This is a genomic window from Microvirga alba (assembly GCF_015694465.1).
Lineage (GTDB): Bacteria > Pseudomonadota > Alphaproteobacteria > Rhizobiales > Beijerinckiaceae > Microvirga > Microvirga alba.
Map to the genome: position 1 here is coordinate 58,267 of NZ_JADQDO010000002.1, position 20,381 is coordinate 78,647.

General features: G+C 61.7%; 18 protein-coding genes and 1 pseudogene. 6 read left to right on the forward strand and 13 right to left on the reverse strand.

Going from position 1 to position 20,381, the window contains the following annotated elements; all coding sequences use genetic code 11:
* Positions 1–93 precede the first annotated feature (93 nt).
* From I2H38_RS04645 to I2H38_RS04660, 4 genes are all read left to right on the forward strand, one after another.
* Positions 94–1,077: a zinc-dependent alcohol dehydrogenase family protein gene (locus I2H38_RS04645; protein ID WP_196270669.1), complete on the forward strand. Its 984-nt coding sequence runs from the start codon at positions 94–96 to the stop codon at positions 1,075–1,077.
* 95 nt (positions 1,078–1,172) lie between these two features.
* Positions 1,173–1,937, forward strand: a complete 765-nt coding sequence (locus I2H38_RS04650; protein WP_196270670.1) for an LOG family protein — start codon at positions 1,173–1,175, stop codon at positions 1,935–1,937.
* Positions 1,938–2,023: 86 nt separating this feature from the next.
* Entirely contained in the window at positions 2,024–2,863 is an 840-nt protein-coding gene (locus I2H38_RS04655) for a universal stress protein (RefSeq protein ID WP_196270671.1), read from the forward strand.
* A gap of 57 nt (positions 2,864–2,920) precedes the next feature.
* Positions 2,921–3,358, forward strand: coding sequence for a universal stress protein (locus I2H38_RS04660; protein ID WP_196270672.1), 438 nt, complete (start codon positions 2,921–2,923; stop codon positions 3,356–3,358).
* Positions 3,359–3,368: 10 nt separating this feature from the next.
* Here I2H38_RS04660 and I2H38_RS04665 read toward each other — a convergent pair whose 3' ends face one another.
* The 3 genes from I2H38_RS04665 to I2H38_RS04675 form a co-directional block, all read right to left on the reverse strand.
* Positions 3,369–3,581 carry a dodecin family protein gene (locus I2H38_RS04665; protein ID WP_196270673.1) on the reverse strand — a complete coding sequence of 71 codons (213 nt, stop codon included), beginning with the start codon at positions 3,579–3,581 and terminating at the stop codon, positions 3,369–3,371.
* A 115-nt stretch (positions 3,582–3,696) separates the two neighbouring features.
* Positions 3,697–4,014, reverse strand: coding sequence for a c-type cytochrome (locus I2H38_RS04670; protein WP_196270674.1), 318 nt, complete (start codon positions 4,012–4,014; stop codon positions 3,697–3,699).
* 1 nt (position 4,015) lies between these two features.
* On the reverse strand, positions 4,016–4,345 hold the full coding sequence (locus I2H38_RS04675) for a hypothetical protein (RefSeq protein ID WP_324617347.1): 330 nt from the start codon (positions 4,343–4,345) through the stop codon (positions 4,016–4,018).
* Positions 4,346–4,643: 298 nt separating this feature from the next.
* Here I2H38_RS04675 and chrA point away from each other — a divergent pair, with 298 nt between their 5' ends.
* Entirely contained in the window at positions 4,644–6,041 is a 1,398-nt protein-coding gene (chrA, locus tag I2H38_RS04680) for a chromate efflux transporter (RefSeq protein ID WP_196270676.1), read from the forward strand.
* A gap of 47 nt (positions 6,042–6,088) precedes the next feature.
* On the opposite strand, the gene I2H38_RS04685 is transcribed toward chrA, so the two are convergent.
* From I2H38_RS04685 to I2H38_RS04730, 10 genes and pseudogenes are all read right to left on the reverse strand, one after another.
* Positions 6,089–6,865 (reverse strand): SDR family oxidoreductase, encoded by a 777-nt coding sequence (locus I2H38_RS04685; RefSeq protein WP_196270677.1) that lies wholly within the window; start codon positions 6,863–6,865, stop codon positions 6,089–6,091.
* Positions 6,866–6,877: 12 nt separating this feature from the next.
* Entirely contained in the window at positions 6,878–7,792 is a 915-nt protein-coding gene (locus tag I2H38_RS04690; protein WP_196270678.1) for a dihydrodipicolinate synthase family protein, read from the reverse strand.
* Between the two features lie 107 nt (positions 7,793–7,899).
* Entirely contained in the window at positions 7,900–8,190 is a 291-nt protein-coding gene (locus I2H38_RS04695; RefSeq protein ID WP_196270679.1) for an NTP transferase domain-containing protein, read from the reverse strand.
* A gap of 6 nt (positions 8,191–8,196) precedes the next feature.
* On the reverse strand, positions 8,197–9,255 hold the full coding sequence (locus I2H38_RS04700) for an XdhC family protein (protein ID WP_210324685.1): 1,059 nt from the start codon (positions 9,253–9,255) through the stop codon (positions 8,197–8,199).
* A gap of 9 nt (positions 9,256–9,264) precedes the next feature.
* Positions 9,265–11,559 carry a xanthine dehydrogenase family protein molybdopterin-binding subunit gene (locus tag I2H38_RS04705; protein WP_196270680.1) on the reverse strand — a complete coding sequence of 765 codons (2,295 nt, stop codon included), beginning with the start codon at positions 11,557–11,559 and terminating at the stop codon, positions 9,265–9,267.
* On the reverse strand, positions 11,556–12,575 hold the full coding sequence (locus I2H38_RS04710; protein WP_196270681.1) for an FAD binding domain-containing protein: 1,020 nt from the start codon (positions 12,573–12,575) through the stop codon (positions 11,556–11,558). The genes I2H38_RS04705 and I2H38_RS04710 overlap by 4 nt, the downstream gene beginning before the upstream one ends.
* Positions 12,572–13,054 (reverse strand): (2Fe-2S)-binding protein, encoded by a 483-nt coding sequence (locus I2H38_RS04715; RefSeq protein ID WP_196271310.1) that lies wholly within the window; start codon positions 13,052–13,054, stop codon positions 12,572–12,574. Before I2H38_RS04715 ends, I2H38_RS04710 begins: the two co-directional genes overlap by 4 nt.
* A 295-nt stretch (positions 13,055–13,349) precedes the next feature.
* Positions 13,350–13,520: pseudogene (locus I2H38_RS04720) on the reverse strand (plasmid stabilization protein); the annotation flags it as partial.
* A gap of 121 nt (positions 13,521–13,641) precedes the next feature.
* Positions 13,642–16,434, reverse strand: a complete 2,793-nt coding sequence (gene ppc, locus I2H38_RS04725) for a phosphoenolpyruvate carboxylase (RefSeq protein ID WP_196270683.1) — start codon at positions 16,432–16,434, stop codon at positions 13,642–13,644.
* Between the two features lie 67 nt (positions 16,435–16,501).
* Positions 16,502–17,818 carry an Hsp70 family protein gene (locus I2H38_RS04730; RefSeq protein WP_196270684.1) on the reverse strand — a complete coding sequence of 439 codons (1,317 nt, stop codon included), beginning with the start codon at positions 17,816–17,818 and terminating at the stop codon, positions 16,502–16,504.
* Between the two features lie 187 nt (positions 17,819–18,005).
* On the opposite strand from I2H38_RS04730, the gene I2H38_RS04735 reads away from it, so the two are divergent.
* Positions 18,006–20,366 carry a Tex family protein gene (locus I2H38_RS04735; RefSeq protein WP_196270685.1) on the forward strand — a complete coding sequence of 787 codons (2,361 nt, stop codon included), beginning with the start codon at positions 18,006–18,008 and terminating at the stop codon, positions 20,364–20,366.
* Positions 20,367–20,381 lie beyond the last annotated feature (15 nt).

Consider the following 20,381-nt stretch of genomic DNA (forward strand, 5'->3'; position numbering starts at 1 on the left):
TAAGCATCGCGCGGCGATTTAGGATTGATCGAGGTCAAGGTTTCGCCACTGAAGCGGAGCAGGACGAGTTGGTCGTATCAGGAATCCCGAGCCATGAGGGCAATGGTCCTGCGCGCGGTGCGGATGCCGTTGGTTCTCGAGGAGAGACCTCTCCCCTCTCCTGGGCTCGGCGAGATCCGTGTTCAAGTCGAAGCGTGCGCGGTCTGCCGCACAGATCTCCATGTGGTTGATGGTGATCTGCCGAATCCCAAACTGCCTATTATCCCAGGCCATGAGATTGTCGGGCGCATCGACGCCGTCGGCGAGGGCGTCGATGCTCGCAGGATCGGCGAGCGGGTCGGTATTCCCTGGTTGGGCCATACCTGCGGGCGCTGTCCCTACTGCGCTTCGCGGCGAGAGAATCTCTGTGATAATCCGCTGTTTACCGGCTATACGCGGGATGGCGGCTTTGCGACCCACACCGTTGCCGATGCCGCTTATGCCTTCGGGTTGCCGGACGGACCCGATCCGACCGCGCTGGCGCCGTTACTCTGCGCGGGGCTTATCGGCTGGCGGTCGCTGGTTGCAGCAGGCTCTGGCATGGACATTGGTCTTTACGGGTTCGGGGCGGCCGCACACATCGTCGCTCAAGTTTGCATCTGGCAGGGTCGACGCGTCTTCGCCTTCACGCGGCCCGGCGATCGCGCGGCGCAGGATTTCGCGCGCACCCTCGGCGCAACCTGGGCCGGCGACTCGGATCAGGCCGCGCCTGAACTTCTCGATGCCGCCATCATCTTCGCCCCCGTGGGTGAACTCGTCCCGCTTGCCTTGCGCGCTGTGAAGAAGGGCGGACGCGTTGTTTGCGGTGGAATTCACATGAGCGATATCCCGCAATTTCCTTACCGGCTTCTGTGGGAGGAGCGGCATTTGCTTTCCGTGGCCAATCTGACCCGGCAGGACGCACGCGACTTTCTCTCCATCGCTCCCAAGGCGCAGATCAGGACGGAGACGACACGCTACCGTCTGGACGCGGCCAACGACGCTCTTGAGGACCTTCGGGCAGGGCGCTTGCTGGGCGCCGCCGTGCTGGTTCCATAACAAATGTGTCTTTAGGATTCCACACCAAGCTTGGCACTGCTAGACATCGAAAGGGCGCTCCCCGTCGCGTTGTGCCCCCCAAAGGAGCTTCATGCATGACCGACGCCAAGCGGCCCAATGCGGCCCAGCTTGCTTCTCCTTCGTACCGCCTTCCCGCTTTCGACCAGGACTTTCTCCTGGGGGATTCGATGCGGGGCGTTCGCTTTCTCTTGGAATACGCCAAAGCGGAAGAAAGCTTGCGCAATTGGGGTGTGCGATCGACCATCGTTGTTTTCGGCAGCGCCCGCGTGCGCGAGAATGGCCCCGGCCGACAGGCATTCTGGTATGCCGAGGCCCGGTCATTCGGACAGATCGCATCCTCCCGCGGGGGGGCGTTGACGGACAATGGCGGCATACGGGACAACGTGATCGCCACCGGAGGCGGGCCTGGGCTCATGGAAGCTGCGAACAGGGGCGCGGCCGATGTCGGCGCTCCTTCGATCGGGTTCAACATCACCCTCCCGCGCGAACAGGAACCGAACTCCTATACGACACCGGAGCTGACATTCCGGTTTCACTATTTTGCGATGCGCAAGATGCATCTTGCGATGCGGGCGAACGCTCTTGTCGTGTTCCCAGGCGGCTTCGGCACCCTGGACGAACTCTTTGAACTCCTGACACTCCGGCAAACAGGAAAATCTCCCCCATTGCCGATCATTTTGTTCGACGAGGCGTATTGGAAGACCGTCATCAACTTCGAAGCCCTGATCGAGAACGGAATGGTGTCCCCAATCGATTGCGAACTTCTGAAATTCGCCGACAGCGCGGAAGAGATCTGGCACAAGCTCACCGACAACGGTCTCGTGGCTCACGCGCCCTGAACGAGGATATTTTTCAAAGACCTTGAGTATAATCAAAGAGCCTGTCCGCGTTTTGAGCCACTGTGCCGCGCGGACAGGAGACCAGAATGACGGTTCAGAATCTCAAGAGCGTTCTTATCGGCTTCAATCCGGAAGGCGATACCGCCTCTTCCGCGCTTCCTTATGGCCTTTCACTGGCGCGCCAAGCGGAGGCCCACGCCTCGATCTGTGCTCTGACTCCGGAAATGACGATCACCCACGCCTTCGTCAGCGATGTGGCAGCGGGTTTGGTCGCATCGGAAAACCGCCGCCTGCGTGAAACGGCTCAAGCCCACGTTGAGCAAGCCCGCCAGGACTTTCTCGCGGCGGGCGTGCCCTGTAGCGCGGAGGTGGTTCAAGAGCACTACTCTGTATTGGCGCCCGAGACCGCCAAACGAGCCCGCGTTCATGACGTGGCGGTCTTCGACGTCCAGCCGGACCCTTTGAGCCTCAACCGGGGTCTGCTCGAAGAAGTGCTTTTCAACAGCGGTCGGCCGCTATTGATCGTTCCGAAAGGGATCGACACCTTCCGCAGCAACAAGATCGTTGTGGCTTGGGACGGAAGCGCCAGGGCGACCCGGGCCGTCAACGACGCGCTGCCATTCCTGAAGGCGGCGGATCAGGTCGAGATCGTCAGCATTTCGGGAGAGAAGGATCTATCATGGGCTGCACCCGGCGCAGAGCTGGCGCCGCATTTGATCCGGCACGGCGTCAAATGTACCGTCAAGGAGTTGCTCGCGAACAACGGCGATGCGGGCGAAACCCTGCGCATGCAGGCTCGTTTGTTCAGGGCGGATATGCTCGTCATGGGCGCCTTCGTGCACTCGCGGCTGCGGCAACTGGTTCTCGGAGGCGTCACCCAATCCATGCTGAAATCTTGCCCGGTGCCGCTTCTGCTCTCCCATTAAGGAAAAGACATCGAAACGCAGCGTTGGGGGCTTTGTTCACACAGGAAGGAGGCTCTCATGTACACGAACATCCTGATCGCCACTGACGGCTCGTCCCTCGCCTCCCATGCCGTCGATCAGGGGCTCAAGTTGGCGAAGGCGCTCGGCGCCAAGGTGTGCTTCCTCACCGTTTCCGAGCGGTTTCACGTGTTCTCCCTCGACGCCGATCAACTGGAAGAGACATCGGCCACTTTCAGTCACCACATGAAAGAACAGGCGTTGCGCACATTGTCAGAAGCTGGCGCAATGGCGGAGGCTATCGGCGTCGATGCGGCCAAGGTGCACTCGGAAGACGATGAGCCGTATCAAGCCATTATCCGGACTGCGGAAGTCCGCCGCTGCGATCTCATCGTCATGGCATCGCATGGCCGCAGAGGCGTGTCGGCACTGCTGCTCGGCAGTGAAACCATGAAGGTCCTCACCCACTCAAAAATTCCGGTTCTCGTCGTCCGATAGAAACCGCTATTCATTCGTCGGACGGGTCCAGGGTGAAGGAGATTTTGGCGTTGATGCGATAGACCCGGATTGTATCGCCGGAAACCGCCGCCTCCAAGTTCTCGATGTAGATCGAGCGGATGTTGCGCACGGACTGCGAAGCGATCTTCACTGCCCTCTTTGCGGCATCTTCCCAACTTTGATCGGACTCAGCCAGCACCTCGATCACCTTGAGCAATGTCATGCCATCCTCCTGAGTTTGCGAGGGAGTCTATCAAGAGCGGGACACCATCATTTGATCATGATCAAGGTCATTCACGCATAATGTGATTGGTGCGCGGCCAGCGAAATTGGCAGCTCTATTTCTGTATCGAATTCAGGTAAGCGATGAGATCGTTTATTTGGGCGGCGTCGAGCTGGAACTCGGGCATCGAGGGATGTCCGGTCATGATTCCTTCCGCAAGCGCTTCCGCGAGGTTCTCAATGGGATAGCGCGCGCGTAACGTGCGGAATGGCGGCGCCTCTTTCAAGGGGCTTTCGCCGAAGCGTCCAATGGCATGACACTGCGCGCAGTTAATTGTCGCGAATGTCAACCCTCGCTGCACTCGCCCTTCCTGCGCCAAGGCCTGCTGGCAGGAAAGACCCAAAAGGAGCCCCGATAGCACCGCACGCCACATGTCACCGGGTCTCCGCCGATGCCGCCTGCTTGACCGATCGAACCGACATCACCTGGAAGGTGTGGAGTTTTTCATCCTCGTCCTGGATGGATACATACTCGCCAGGCAAGAAATGGTGCTTGTTGAGCCGGTATCCCGCCTCGTCGTCGGTCGTGCGCGCCGGATCGTAGTCAATCAGCCACGTGGCGCCTCCCGAACCACCGGGACGATGGACAAGGACCCCGAACCTATCGGGCTGACCGGCCCAGAAGCGCCGAACCCGGCACTTGGACCGCGTCGCCTTCCACTCCGCCGCATCGAGCAACCCCTTATCGTCAAGAGGCGCGGTCATCTCGTAACCATGCCTCGCGCTCCCCTCAGGGTATTCTGCGCACCGAGCCAGATGCAACGTGATGTGATGGAGCACTTCGGCCTCCGGAAACAACGGCAGGACAACCGAAGCTTAAGGACGTGCCGCCTCCCAGCCTTGATCTGGATCAATATCGGCCTGTCCCCGCGCTCGCGGCGCCGCAAAAATAAATGTTTAGCGAGGGACGCCCTTGCAGATTTGTGCTCTTGACCGGAAGGGGTTGCACTAACATGACCAAAGGCCGAGAAGCCAAGCTAAATTGAGATTGACCGGTTTTGGAATGAGCACACCCGCATCTACCCAAGGAACAGGCGATCCTACGAACAGTCACGGCGTCAGCCTTGGCGAGGCCTTCCGCGTCTGGCTGCGCGTCGCCGCGCTGAGTTTCGGCGGACCCGCGGGCCAGATCGCCGTGATGCACAGGATTCTGGTCGAAGAAAAGCGCTGGATTTCCGAGAGCAGGTTTCTGCATGCGCTCAATTACTGCATGCTGCTGCCGGGGCCGGAAGCTCAGCAGCTCGCCACGTATATCGGATGGCTGATGCACCGTACGCGTGGCGGCCTCATGGCGGGCGGCCTGTTCATCATGCCGGGCATCGTGGCCATCATGGGCCTCAGCGTAGTCTACGCGCTCTATGGCCATGTCGGCTTCATTGCGGCCCTCTTCTTCGGTCTGAAGGCCGCCGTCCTTGCAATCGTACTGGAAGCCGTCGCGCGGATCGGCAAGCGGGCGCTGAAGAACAGTGCCTTGCTCGGGCTCGCCGCAGCAGCCTTCATCGCCATCTTCTTTTTCGCCATTCCATTTCCGCTCATCGTCCTGGTGGCCGGGTTGATCGGCTTTCTGGGGGGCCTGTCGGATCACCCCGCGTTTCAGACCGGCGGCGGAACGCAAGGCAAGAGTGAGGCGGATTCTGCGAGCGTCTTGGGGGAAGGATTGCCGGCGCATGCGCGCCCCAGTTTCGGCCATAGCCTTCGGGTCATCGCCTTCTGGCTTCCGCTTTGGTTGATCCCCGTCCTCGCCCTTGTTCTGTTTCTCGGATCGAGCAACGTCTTCAGCCAGATCGGCGTGTTCTTCTCCAAGATGGCGCTTGTCACCTTCGGCGGTGCCTATGCCGCGCTTGCTTACGTGGCGCAGCAGGCGGTCGAGACCTATGGCTGGCTCAGACCGGGGGAGATGCTCGACGGACTCGGCATGGCGGAGACTACACCGGGTCCGCTGATCATGGTGCTACAATTCGTTGGCTTCATGGCCGCCTATCGCGACCCGGGCACATTAAACCCTTTGCTGGCGGGCGCGCTCGGCGGCTTGCTCGCGACCTGGGTAACGTTCGCGCCCTGTTTCCTCTGGATCTTTCTCGGCGCTCCGTACATCGAGGTTCTGCGGGGCAACAGGGCGCTCAATGGCGCTTTGTCCGCCATCACCGCCGCGGTTGTCGGCGTCATCCTCAATCTCGCGATCTGGTTCGCGATCCATACGATTTTTCGCGAAGTCCGACCCGTTGCGTGGGGGCCGTTCTCCTTCAGCGCGCCGGTCCTGGCGAGTGTTCACTCCTGGGCGCTTCTGCTCGCGACGGCCGCTATCGTTGCCGTATTCCGGTTCAAGATGGGAATGCTGCAAACGCTGACAGCGACCTCGGCCGCGGGCATCGCACTCTATCTTGCCGGAGCGATCTCCTGACGCCGCGAGGGTAAGCAGAACTCGGCCCACCCCCGCGATAATCGTCATCAGGTGCAGGAGATCTGACCTCCATCGACCCGCAGGATCGAGCCTGTCACGAAAGACGCCTTCTCGCTGGCGAGGAAAACCGCAGCGGCACCGAACTCTTCGATTTCGCCGTAGCGGCCAGCCGGGATCCCTGCGCGAGCCGCTGCAGCCACATCCTCGATCGAGCGGCCGGTGCGTTCGGCGTTGGCGGCGTCGAGCTGCTTGAGCCGGTCGGTCGCGATGCGGCCCGGAGCGATGGCATTGACCGTGACGCCGGAAGCGGCGACTTCGCTTGCCAGGGTCTTGCCCCAGCCGACGAGAGCCGGGCGGATCGCGTTGGAGATGGCGAGGTTCGGGATCGGCTGGATCACGCCAGAAGAAATCACCGAGATGATGCGGCCGAATTTGCGCTCGATCATGCCTGGCAGGAGATGATCGGTCAGTCTGACGAGATTGACGAACATCGCCTCGAACGCGTTACGCCACTGCTCGCTTGCGACACCCTGCGCCTTCCCGGGCGGCGGGCCGCCGCTGTTGAGGACGAGAATATCGACCCCGCCAAGCGCCTCCGTCACATCCTTGGCCAATGCATCAACCTGATCGGCTTTGCCCGTGTCGCAGATGAAGGGAAGGACGTCTCCGCCAATCTTGTCGGCGGCCGCCTTCGACCCCTCCATGGTGCGGCTCGCGATGGCGACGCGAGCGCCCTCCTCCGCGAGGCCTTGAGCGATGCCGAAGCCAAGCCCCTTACTCGCGCCGAGAACGAGCGCGCGCTTTCCTTCCAAACCGGTTTTCATGCCATATCCCCATTACGAGCGCTCGATGCGCTCCATCAGCCAATCGATATCCGCAACCGTCTCCGGGCTCAATTTCGGCCCAGGCTTGCGCAGCGTGTCCGACGCGATGATGCCGCGCCGCTTCAGTACATATTTGCGCACGGCAAGCCCGAGATTGGGTTGGGTCTCATAACGCACCAGCGGCAAGTGCCGATCAAAGAGGTCGTGGGCCTCCTTGCGCTTACCCGCCTTGATCAAGTTGACGACGCCGACCAGCATCTCGGGATAGGCATACCCCGTCATCGCTCCATCCGCCCCGCGCTCCATCTCGAAGGGCAGGAACAGGCCGCCATTGCCGGTTAAGATCGAGACTCGGCGAGCCTGACCATCCGCGCTGGCGCGGCGCAGGGTCGTGATCTTGTCGAGACCGGGCCAATCCTCGTGCTTGAGCATGACGCAGGAAGGATTTTCCTCGATGATCCGCAGGATCACCTTGGGCGTCATGACGACATTCGTCACGAGCGGATAATCCTGGATCACGAACGGCACGTCCGGGCCGATGGCTTCAACGGCATCCGCGTAGTAGGACACGATCTGATCGTCAGTCCTGAGCGCCGAGGGTGGCGCGATCATGACGCCGGCGGCGCCCGCACCCATCACCTTGCGGGACAAAGCCGACATCCCCGCGAAACCGGCAGCCGATACGCCGACGATGACCGGCACGCGTCCGGCAACCGTGGCGATGACCTGCTTGGCGAAAGCAAGCGACTCGTCCGCCGCAAGCTTCGGGGCTTCCCCCATGATCCCGAGGATCGTCAGGCCTGTGGCTCCGGCCTTGAGAAAGGCCTCGACCATCTGATCGGTCGAAGCGGGATCCACACGCCCATCTATCGTAAACGGAGTCGGGCAGATGACATAGACGCCGGCGGCAGAACTCGTGAGCAACATTTCCTCCGTGACGGGATTTTGAGCCTGAACGATCAGAGCCCTTCAATACACCGCCTCGCGGCTCGGCGCACCGATTATCCTCCTTTGGGTGAAGATCGTCTGCCCATTCACGCGACGGCAGACAAATCGCTCACCACATCGACATCCAAGTGCACGCCTGGGTCATCTGACGGGATTAAGGCCAGCGCGGGACCGAGCTGATCGAGGACTCGCTTGACCCCCACATCACCGGCGAGCCCGTCATGAGTTGTGGGAACAACGCTTTCGACCGGCGCGGCGAAGGCGGCCTCAAGCGCACCGTCAAGTGAGATACCTCTTCCCCAGGGCGCTAGAAGCTTTCGTCCCCCGAAGCGGGAGCCCTCACCTGCCGCCAGCACCAGGGCGTGAAACTCGTGCATGAAAGGTCAAGCAGCCTGGACCGACGAGCGTTTGCGGGCGCGGAGGGCGTTCGTCGTTTGAATGATCTCCGCCATCACGCTCATGGCGATCTGCCAGGGAGAGTGACCGCCGACATCCAACCCGATGGGGGCTTTAAGCCGGGCGATATCATGCGCGGAAACGCCGGCGTCGATCAGGCGCGCGAGTTTATTCGGCAAGAATCGGCTGCTGCCGAGAAGGCCGACATAGCTCGCCGGCGATGGAAGCGCAGCGACGAGAGCCTCGTGATCATCGTCCTCCTGATGCATCGCCACCGCGACCGCCGTCCAGGGATCCAGCCGGATCTTCGCGAGAGCAGCGCCAGGGCGCTGACGAAGGTAGCGTATGCCCGGAATCGGCGGCGGCTTTGATGGCCCGTTGGGCCGAACCAGCACGACCTCCATTCCGATCTTCCGAGCGACCATGGCCATGGCCAAAGTAGTGGGGTCGCATCCCAGCACGACGAAACGCTGCCTGGGCTCGAAGCGGCGATAGACCGTGTGCGTCTGCGCGTGGCAGCCGGCGATTTCCGGCACCTGTCGCGCATGAAGGAAGGCCGCTCGCAGATCAGGACTCAAATGGCCCACATCCGCATCTTCCCCGGCACACCCGCGAACCTCCCCCGTCGTGACCCACGCGGCCGGCTGTCGTCGCGCCGTGAGAGAGAACAGATCATGAAGGGCCGGATCTCCCGGTGAAATCCGCTCGGCGAGCAATTCGATCCGGCCGCCGCAGGGCAAGCGGATATCGATGGGGCCTCCCTGCCCGTAGACCATTCGGCGCGGGCTGCCGTCAGCGAGCGCCGCCAGCGCGTGGTGCGTAACGTCGGGCTCGATGCAGCCACCGGACAGATAGCCTGAAATCGCGCGTTGTGTGACGAGCATCTGCGCGCCGATGCCGCGCGGCGCGCCTCCGGTTGCGCTGTGGAGTGTCACGAGGACGGAGTGCTCCCTCGCCTCGAACGCCGAGAAGAGGGCCGGTCGCAAATCGTCGACCAACCCGAATTCCGGCCAATCCGCCTTCGCAATCTCAAATGCAGTCATCATGTCATAGCCTCAGAGGAGATCTTCGATCCGGATTGGGAGATCGCGTATCCGACGTCCGGTGGCGTGATAGACAGCGTTCGCAATGGCGGCGTTTGTGCCCACATTGCCGAGCTCGCCCAGCCCCTTGATGCCGAGCGCATTCACCTTGTGATCCTCCTCCGGCACGAGGATGACCTCCACGTCGCGGATGTCAGCATTGACCGGGATCATGTAATCCGCGAGATCTTTGTTGACGTAGCGCGTGACGCGTTCATCGATCTCCGTCTCCTCGTGAAGGGCGGATGCGACACCCCAAATCAGCGCACCGAGCAACTGACTTCGCGCGGTGGTCGGACTAACGATGCGACCCGCAGCGAAGGCTCCGACGAGACGGGGAACACGGATCTCGCGTGTCCGCTCATGCACCCTCACCTCGACGAACTCGGCGCCGAAGGCGTATTGCACATGGTCGCCCGCCGAGGTCCCAATCGTCATGACCGGAAGCCCTCTCGATAGAAGCGTGTGACCCATAATCCGGATCGGCAGAGAAGCGACTTCAGGCACATACTTCGAGAATCCTTCGATAGGACCGAAGCCCAGACGCGAAAGAGATTCCTTCAACTCTTCGCTTCTACCGTCGGCACTGACGAGCGCGCCACGGCTCAACCGGATCGAGGTTGCATCGGCGCCGCGCAACGCGCCACCCGATTGGACAGCGGCACGAGCAAGCCGGTCACGAATGTCTTCACAAGCTTGCGCGACCGCATTGCAGATGCTCGCTGTCGCATTCGATCCGCCTGCGACGGGAGCCGGCGGCAACGTGCTGTCGCCGAGCTCCACATTGATGCTCTCAAGTGAAACTCCGAGAAACTCCGCTGCCGTCAACGCAATCGCGGTATAGGCTCCGGTTCCAAGATCATGTCCTGCTGTCTGAACCCGCGCCGTGCCGTTGGGCGCGAGCGTGACCCGCGCCTCTGCAGGCGCGACATTGGTTGGGTAACACGCCGTCGCGCAGCCCCAGCCAACGAGCCACTCGCCATCCTGCATCGATCCGGGCACTGGATTACGTTTCGACCAGCCGAACGCCTCCGCCGCGCGATCATAACAGGTCCTTAGGGACCGACTTGAAAACGGCTTTTGGTCGATAGGGCTGACGCGCGTATCATTGATGCGGCGAAGCTCCACCGGGTCCATGCTCAAAGCGGCCGCCAGTTCGTCCATCGCGCTTTCCAGGGCGAAGACATAGGGCACCTCGGCCGGCGAGCGCATGAAGCCTGGCGTGCTGCGATCGGCGTGGACGATATTCACACGGGTAAAGACATTCGGGCAGGCATAAAGCAGGGCTGTCGTCTCGGTGCCCGCGACTTTGTAATCATCGGAACGCGAGGACACCTCCCACCCCTCATGCGAAAGAGACATGAGCCTGCCGCTTCGATCGGCCCCGAGCTTGATATGGTGCTGCGTCTCTGCGCGGTAGGTCGACACCGTAAAGCCCTGCTGCCGCGTGGCGACGAGTTTCACGGGTCGATTGAGGCGCTTGGCAGCGATTGCAACCAATGCCGTGCGTGACGTGAGAGCCGCCTTCGCGCCGAAGGCCCCGCCGATAAACGGCGAGACCGCCCTGACCTTCTCCGGCTTGATGCCGAGCTGTTTGGCGAGGCCGTTCTTCAATCCATGCACATATTGGCTCGGCTCGTGGACGGTCAATTGATCGCCGGACCAGACGCAGGTCGTCGTGTACAGCTCGATGGCATTGTGATGCTGGGTGGGGGTCGTGTAATAGGCGTCGATCTGAACATCGGAATCCTGAAAAGCCGTCTCGGCATCGCCAACCTGCGGCTCGGATCCTGCGAATATGTGGGGCGTCTGGCGCGGCTGGGGCCGACGTTCGTCGAAGCCAGGCGCCGCCTCGCGCGCCGAAGACTCGACCCGAACCTTGTACGCCGCCTCGCGCGCGGCTTCATACGTTTCCGCGACGACCATCGCGACGATCTGTCCGTCATGCCAAATCTTTGGGGATTCCAGGGGCACCACGCTCGACGCGGCATACCCGCCCCTCATGAAGTACCGCGACTTGCGGACTTTGCCTTTGGTGTTCTCGTAGGTGAGAATATCGAGAACGCCATCGACGGCCTGCGCCTCCGTAAGGTCGAATTCTTTGATCCGCCCACGGGCGATCGTACTCATGACGAGGAAGGCGTAGGCCGTGTCTTCCAGGATAACATCCGACGGATAGCGGGCAGCGCCCGTCACTTTGAGACGCCCGTCGATGCGCGGCGTCGGCCGCCCGATCATGCCGCCTTCAGCTCTCGCGGACACGTTCATGAACGAACCTCCAGCATCGCGACCGCGAGGAGCGCGCGAACGAGAGTGGCGCGTCCCAATTCCGGCTTGAAGTCGTTTCCGCCGAAGGTCTTTGCCGTTGCGAACGCGGCCTCCGCCGCCATCCCTGCACGCGATTCATCAAGCGGCTTGCCACGCAGAGCATCCTCGGCGGCAAGAGACCGCCAGGGAACGGTGGCAACGCCGCCGAGAGCGATGCGAATGTCGCGAACCACGCCATCGGCCAGATCAAGCGCCACGACTGCGGACGCTACGGCAAATTCATAAGACTCACGGTCGCGCACTTTCAGGTAGAGCGAGCGCCGCGCCCAGGGCCGCGCCGGGAAGTGAAACTCCGTGATGAGTTCCCCCGGCGAAAGGGTGGTTTCGATATGCGGCGTATCGGCTGGCAGCCGATGCAGGTCGCTAAACGGAATGCGACGATCTCCCTTGGAGCCTGCGATCGACACCGTGGCGTCGAGCGCGATGAGCGCCTGAGCGAAATCGCCCGGATAGGCGGCGATGCAGTGATCGCTCGTGCCGAGCACCGCATGATTGCGGTTGAGCCCCTGGCGGGCGGAGCAGCCGCTGCCGGGATCGCGTTTGTTGCAGGCATGCCAGGATACGTCGCGAAAGTAAGGACAACGCGTTCGCTGCAGGACATTCCCGCCGAGGGTCGCCATGTTGCGCAACTGCGCGCTCGCACCCAGCTTGAGCGCCTGCGAAATCACGGGATACTCGCGCTCGACATCCGGGTGATGGGCAACGGCGCTCATGCGCGCCAAAGCACCGAGGCGCAGGCCACTCCTGTCGAACGAGATTTCGGAGAGGGATTTCTCAAGCGGATTGATATCGATGAGGCGCTCCGGCCTCATCACGTCGATTTTCATGAGATCAAGAAGCGTCGTGCCGCCGGCAAGGAACTGAATCGGCGCACGGATCTGAGAATCTGCCTCGATGGTTGCCGCTGTGACAGCGGAGACAAGGTCGCCGGCGCGCTCATAAGCGAAAGGCCTCATGATCTGCCTCGCTGCATGTCGATCCTGGCTTGCTTGATGGCGGCGACGATGTTCGGATAAGCGGCGCAACGGCAGAGATTTCCGCTCATGTATTCGCGGATGTCGTCATCGGTTTCCGCCAGCCCCTCGGTCACGCAGGCGACCGCGGACATGATCTGACCGGGCGTGCAATAGCCGCACTGAAAGGCATCATGATCCATGAAGGCTTGCTGCATGGGGTGTAGGCCGCCTTCATCCGCCAACCCTTCGATGGTCGTGATAGCCTTGCCTTCGACACTCGCGGCCAGCGTCAAGCAAGAGAGAATCCGCCTCCCGTCCACGTGCACGGTGCACGCGCCGCATTGCCCCTGATCGCATCCTTTCTTCGTCCCCGTGAGGCTGAGCTGCTCGCGCAGCGCATCGAGCAAAGTGACCCTGGCATCGAGCGTGAGACGATAATCCCTCCCATTGACGGACAGAACTAGATTCACCGCCGTCATGGAGCCGTTCCGTTGCGACAATGACGGCGTCTTGAGAGGCGAGTATGTATCCATTCCCATTCCTTAAGGCCGGGGCGGCTCCCAAGGCGGGGTATCGCCATCCTCGAACGAGAATAACCAAAGGGATGGAAGCAGGTTCCGCGCACCCGCAGGAAAGTTCATGGTTCGCAGCCGACCGGCAAAGCGATGTCCAGTCGGCGAACGCGCTTTGCAGGCTTTCGACGCCGTCTAGCGGAACAACCAGGGCTGGGTGCGTTGCGGAATTCGCACGGGGTCGCTTTAGACTGGCCTACTTCCCTCGACCCGATCCGCTCTTTCTACCACCGCCGGTTTCCTTGTTGACGGTGGCCCAGGCGCGCCGCTCGGCTTCCTTGTCGGAAACACCCCGGTTCTCGTAGGATTCTTCGATGTGTTCGGCCTGCCGTTTCTGCTTGTCCGTATAGCTTGACTTGTCGCCACGGGGCATCACGCTCTCCTGCTATCGCATGACCCTGCACGCCACCGTGTTCACAAGGGAACATGGGAGGCTGTCGAGAGGCGACAACGGATGAGGTTGACCTTGGTTCCCGAAATCTGCGTCGCGCCCGTCAGCCGCTGTTGCGCAAGCCGGCAGCGATGCCGTTGATGGAAAGGTGAATTCCTTCCACGACCTGCTCATCCGCGTCACCCGCGCGGTGGCGCTTCAAAAGCTCGATTTGAAGGTGATTCAGCGGATCGAGATAGGGGAAACGATTGCGGATCGAGCGCGCCAGCAACTGGTTGCTATCGAGAAGGGCTTCCTGCCCCGTGATGCTCAAGAGCCGCCTGATGGAATCCTCCCACTCTCGCCGCAGCCGCGGGAAGATCGCATCGCGCAAGGCTTCGTCCTCGACGAGCTTCGCATAGCGGGACGCGATGGCGATGTTGCTCTTGGCGAGAACCATGTCCATGTTCGACAGCAGCGCCCGAAAGAACGGCCATTCGCGATACATTTCCTGCAAGAGCGCAAGGCCGTTTTCAGGATGTGTTTCGAGCCACGCGTTCACCGCCGAACCAAATCCATACCAACCCGGCAGCATCAGGCGACACTGCGCCCAGCCGAACACCCAGGGGATCGCGCGAAGATCCTCGATACGTCGTGAATTGGTGCGCGACGCAGGGCGGCTTCCGATGTTGAGGTTCGCGATCTCGCCGATGACCGTCGATTCCCAGAAATAGCGCTCGAACCCCTCGGTTTCATAGACAAGACCGCGGTAGGCCTTGTAAGCGCTGTCCGAGAGCTCCTCCATGGCCCTGAGGTATTCCGCGCGCGGGGCGGGTTGCCCGGAATGCAGCAGCGACGCTTCGAGCGTTGCGGCGGCGAGGATTTCCAGATTGCGCCGGCCGAGATCCGGATTCGAGTATTTGCCTGCGATCACCTCGCCCTGCTCGGTGATGCGGATTGCGCCCTGCACCGCACCGCCCGGTTGCGCCAGAATGGCCTGATAGCTCGGCCCGCCACCCCGACCGACGGAGCCGCCGCGGCCATGGAACAGGCGCAGCGCCACATCGTGTCGCTTGAAGACATCGATGAGTTCGATTTCCGCCTTGTATAGCTCCCAACCGGAGGTGAGGAACCCGCCATCCTTGTTGCTGTCGGAATAGCCCAGCATGACTTCCTGCGCCTGGCCGCGGCTCCGCAGGAGGCGCATGTAATCCGGCAGCGAGAACAACGCCTCCATCACCCGGCCGCAATCGCGCAGATCCGCGATGGTCTCGAACAGCGGGATGATGTTGACCCTCATCTCGCCGTCATGCGGACGCAGAAGCCCAGCCTCTTTGAGGAGCAGCGCCACCTCCAGGACATCGGAGGGATCGCTGGCCTTGGAGATGACGTAGTTCGGAACTGCCACTTGTCCGTAACGCTGGTGCGCCACTGCCGCCTCGCGCGCGATGGCGAGTTCCGACGCAGTTTCGGGCGAGTAGTCGAGATAGGGCGACGTTAGCAACCGCGGCGTTTTCAATTCTTCCACAAGCAACGCGACACGGCCCTCTTCCGAAAGCTCCCCATAATTCGTCCCGGGATTGGCCTTCTCGAACAGCTCCGCAACAACCCGCTGATGCACGTCGGAATTCTGGCGAAGGTCGAGGCTCGCGAGATGAAAGCCGAACACATCGACGGCGCGGCGCAGCTTGCGCAACCGTCCGCGCGCCAGGGCCGCTGAACCGTTTGAGGTTAGCGAGCTATGCAAAATGGAGAGGTCTCCGGCAATCTCCTCGGTATTTCGGTAGGCGGGCGCATCACCCACCGCGTGGCGCGCGACTTCGCCATGCCCCAAGGCCATAGCAGTTGCTGCAAGACGCGCGTAGATGCCGGAGATGGCGCGCCGATATGGCTCGTCCTGCCGGTGCGGCGAGTGATCCGGCGAGGCATCGACCAGCGCCTGAACCTGTTCGGAGACGCTGACATAGCGCCCGTCGAGAGAAAGCTCGCTTCCGAGTCGATGAATTTCCTCGAGATAGAAGCCCAACGCATGACGGCTCTGCAACAGCAAAGCCTGACGCAATGCATCGGCTGTCACGAAGGGGTTACCGTCGCGGTCGCCGCCGATCCAACTGCCCATGCGCAGGAACGAGGGAAGCTCCAACGTCGACCACACGGGATCGATGGCCGCCAGTTGATCCTCGAGCGAGGCGTACAGGCGCGGCAATTCCTGGAAAAATGTATAGTCATAATAGGCGAGGCCATTCATGACCTCGTCGATGACCTTCAGCCTCGTGCGCCGCAAAATGCTGGTTTGCCACAGGGTCAGGATCGCGCGTCGCAGGGCCTCCTCGCTCGCGGACACCTCCTCGGGGATCAGACGCTGCCGGTCGCGCAGAGCCAGGATCTGGGAGACCTCCATCTCGCGATCGATCGTGCTTTTCCGCCGAACCTCGGTCGGGTGAGCGGTCAGGACCGGGCAGACGAGCGCGGACGCGAAGAATTCTTGAAGCTCGGCTTGATTGACGCCGGCCTCCTGCGCGAGCTTGAGCGCATAGGCCATCGTCCCCTCGCGCGGCGCGGAGGCTGCCATCGCATGGGCGCGGGAGCGGCGGATGTGGTGCTGGTCCTCAGCGAGATTGGCGAGATGCGAGAAATAGCTATACGCCCGGATGATCTGATTGGAGCGTTCGCGCGAAAGGCTGTTCAGCGTCGTCTCCAGCTCCTTGCGGGCAGCCTTGTCCTCGTCTCGGTGAAAGCGGATCGAGGTTTGCCGAATGCGCTCGACGATCTCGAAGACCGCCTCTCCCTCCTGCTCGCGGATCGTGTCGCCTAAAAGGCGGCCGAGGAGCCGGATATCGTCGCGAAGGGGAAGATCCTTGCTAGGGGTGGCGTCGGGGCTGGCTACGGACACGGGCACACTCGCTTGGGCATTCATGCTGCACCTGCGAATAAACCCCCTCATCCCCTCTCACCGCAAGGGTGATGTCGCATCTTTGCTTATTTCAATGGCGACCGACCGCCCAGCGTTCCGGATTCTCGGCCTGCCCGATAAGGGCCAGCCCATAAGCAATGGACTCGAACTGATCGGCCGACGTCAGGCGGCTTTCGCCAAAACGGTCCACGAAAAGGCGCCGAATGGCCGGGACGAAGGATGTTCCGCCCGTCAAGAATACCTTTTCGATCTCTCCTGCTCCGATGCCGGCGTTCTCCAGCGCCTGATCGACCGCCCCGGCGATACGGGCGACGTCTCCGGCAATCCAGCCCTCGAAATCGCTGCGCGCGATTGCGGCCTGAATATCGACCCCTTCGCCCTGGAAGCGGAACTCCGTTTCATCGTTTGCCGATAGCGCCACTTTAGCGCTCGAAACGGCACGGTAGAGGGCGAAACCCAGATCGTATTCGACGATATCGATGAATTTTTCGAGCGGCTCGGGGTCCAGCGCCGTGCGGGCCAGAGCCCTCAGCTCCTTCAGATCCCCGCTTCCCTTCATCATCGCCAACTGGTTCCAGCGGGCGAAATTGGCGTAGTAATGGTTCGGGATCGACAGGATCTTGTCCATGGAGCGATAGCTGCCGCCCTTGCCAAGACGGGGTGACACCACCTGGTCGACGATGCGGTAATCGAAGGAATCACCTGCGATGCCGATACCGGAATGCCCGAGAGGTTCGGCCCGAAGGACTCCACCGCTGCGCGAAAACCGCATCACAGAGAAGTCGCTGGTGCCGCCGCCGAAATCGGCAACGAGCACGGTCGCGTCGTGCTCCAATTGACGCGCATAGAAGAAAGCCGCTCCGACGGGCTCATAGACATAATGAGCGTGTTCGGCGCCCAGCTTACCGAAGGCCGCCCGGTAGCGGCTCATCGCAAGGGCGTCATCCGGATGGGTGCCGGCGAACTGGACCGGCCTGCCGATCGCCACGTTACGCGCGGCAAAATCCATGCGGCTCCCGCCATGGCGCGCAAGCGTCCGCAGGAAAGCGCCCAGAAGATCCTCGAAACGATACCGCTCGCGGAAAATGCGGGTTTCCTGGAAGGATTGGCTGGCGGCGAAGGTCTTGAACGATTGGATGAACCGATGTGCCGTCAGCCCTTCCAGGAACTGGTCGATCGCCCAAGGTCCACCTTCGATCTCGGTACGAATGCCATTGCCGTGGCGCTCATCCCAGAAACAGAGGGCCGTGACATAGACCTTGAGATCCTTGCCTTGGTGATCGAAGGTCAGCGCCTCGACCCGCCCTTCCTGATCTGCGATGGCGACAACCGTGTTGCTGGTGCCGAAATCGATGCCAATGGACAGGTTTTCGGAAGAGGCTGGCATCTCGAACTCGGGCTAAAGCGGCTTACGGGGCCGGACGGTCTATCCTCCAAGGCGCGGGAGGCCAAGCAAAATCTCGGCAACGTAAGGCTTGCCCCTGCGGCAGCATGTCCTCCTCGCCAGGGCATCGTGGTTGACCCGAGGATACGCCGCGCCTAGAAGCCGCGCCTCGGCTCAATCGGAGATTTTCATGCAATCCATCGGTCAGCGCATCGCGGACGAGTTGAAGGCCCAGGAATGGCAGGTCAAGGCAGCAATCGACCTGCTCGATGGCGGCGCAACCGTGCCCTTCATCGCGCGCTACCGTAAGGAGGTCACCGGCACGCTCGATGATGCCCAGTTGCGAACCCTGGAGGAACGCCTGCGCTATCTCCGCGAGCTCGAGGACCGCCGGAAGACGATTCTCGACAGTGTTCGCGAGCAGGGCAAGCTGACGGACGAGCTGGCTCTTCAAATCAACACCGCCGACACCAAGGCGCGCCTCGAAGACCTGTATCTGCCCTATAAGCCGAAGCGACGCACGAAAGCGCAGATCGCAAAGGAAGCCGGGCTCGAGCCCCTCGCCGACCTGTTACTGAGCGCCCCGACCCGGGATCCGAAAGAAGCCGCCACCGCCTTCATTAATGCCGAAAAGGAAGTCGCGACCCCGGAGGCCGCGCTGGAAGGCGCGCGCGCGATTCTGGTCGAGCGTTTCGCGGAGAACGCGGAACTCGTCGGCGCGCTTCGCGAAAACTATTGGCAGCGCGGCCGACTGACATCGACAGTGCGCGACGGAAAGAAGACCGAAGGCGCGAAGTTCGCCGACTATTTCGATTTCTCCGAGCCGCTGACGAAGCTCCCGTCGCATCGCATCCTGGCCCTGTTCCGCGGCGAGAAGGAAGAGGTTCTCGACCTGCGCATGGACGAGGACAAGGACAGTGCGGAGCCCGGCTATATCAGTCCCTATGAGGGCCGGACGGCCTTGGCCTTCGGCATTTCCGACCAGGGCCGCCCCGGGGACCGCTGGCTTCTTGATACCGTGCGCTGGGCATGGCGCACGAAGCTGCGTTTCTCCATCGAACTCGACATGAAAATGCGTCTTTGGCAATTGGCCGAGGACGAGGCGGTAAAGGTCTTCGCGGGCAACCTGCGCGACTTGTTGCTGGCGGCACCCGCCGGCGCGCGCCCGACGCTGGGCCTCGATCCCGGCTATCGCACGGGCGTCAAGGTGGCCGTGGTCGATGCGACCGGAAAAGTCGTGGCGACCGACACGATCTATCCCCATGAGCCGAAGCGGCAATGGGATGAATCGATTGCGACACTGGCGCGTCTCTGCCGCGTGCACAAAGTCGAACTCATCGCTATCGGCAACGGCACCGCCTCGCGCGAAACCGACAAGCTCGCGGGCGAGTTGGTTTCCAAATACCCCGATCTCAAACTCACGAAGATCATGGTCTCGGAGGCGGGCGCGTCCGTCTATTCGGCCTCGGCCTTTGCGAGCCAAGAATTGCCGGAGCTCGACGTGTCGCTTCGCGGCGCGGTGTCCATCGCGCGCCGCCTCCAGGACCCCCTGGCCGAACTCGTGAAGATCGATCCGAAATCCATCGGCGTCGGCCAGTATCAGCACGATCTCGCGGAATACAAACTCTCGCGCTCTCTTGACGCGGTGGTGGAAGATTGTGTGAACGCGGTTGGTGTCGATCTTAACACCGCGTCAGCTCCTCTGCTCGCCCGTGTCTCCGGCCTCGGCGAATGGGTGGCGCAGAACATCGTGACTCATCGCAATGCCAATGGCCCGTTCAAGACCCGCGAAGGCCTTGGCAACGTGATGGGATTGGGGCCCAAAACTTTCGAGCTGGCCGCGGGCTTTCTTCGCATTCCGAATGGAGATGATCCGCTCGATTCGTCAGGCGTTCACCCGGAGGCCTACCCGGTCGTGCGTCGCATCATCGAAGCGACGAAAAGCGACATCAAGATTCTCATCGGCAATGGCTCGATTCTGAAGACGCTCAAGCCCGAGAAGTTCACGGACGAAACCTTCGGCGTGCCGACCGTGAAGGACATCTTGAGCGAATTGGAGAAGCCCGGCCGCGATCCGCGTCCGGAATTCAAGACCGCCACCTTCATGGACGGCGTCGAGAAGATCGACGATCTGAAACCCGGCATGATGCTTGAAGGCGTTGTCACCAACGTCGCGGCCTTCGGCGCCTTCGTCGACGTGGGCGTCCATCAGGATGGGTTGGTGCACATTTCGGCGTTGTCGGATACGTTCGTGAAAGATCCGCGCGATGTCGTGAAGCCTGGCGACATTGTTCGCGTTAAGGTGCTCGAAGTCGACAAGCCTCGCAAACGCATAGCGCTGACCATGCGCATGAGCGATCCCGTCGAGAAAAAACCTGCCGGCCCCCGCGAGGAAAATCGACCGGCTTTCCAGAAAGCTCGCGCTCCCGGAGGCGACAAGAAGCCATCCGGGCAGGGAGGCAAACCGCCCGCCGACAGTGCCCTCGCCGAGGCTCTGCGTCGAGCCGGGTTAACGAACGCATCGGGCAAGGACAAAAACCCTCGCCGATAAGTTCAGGTCAATGGT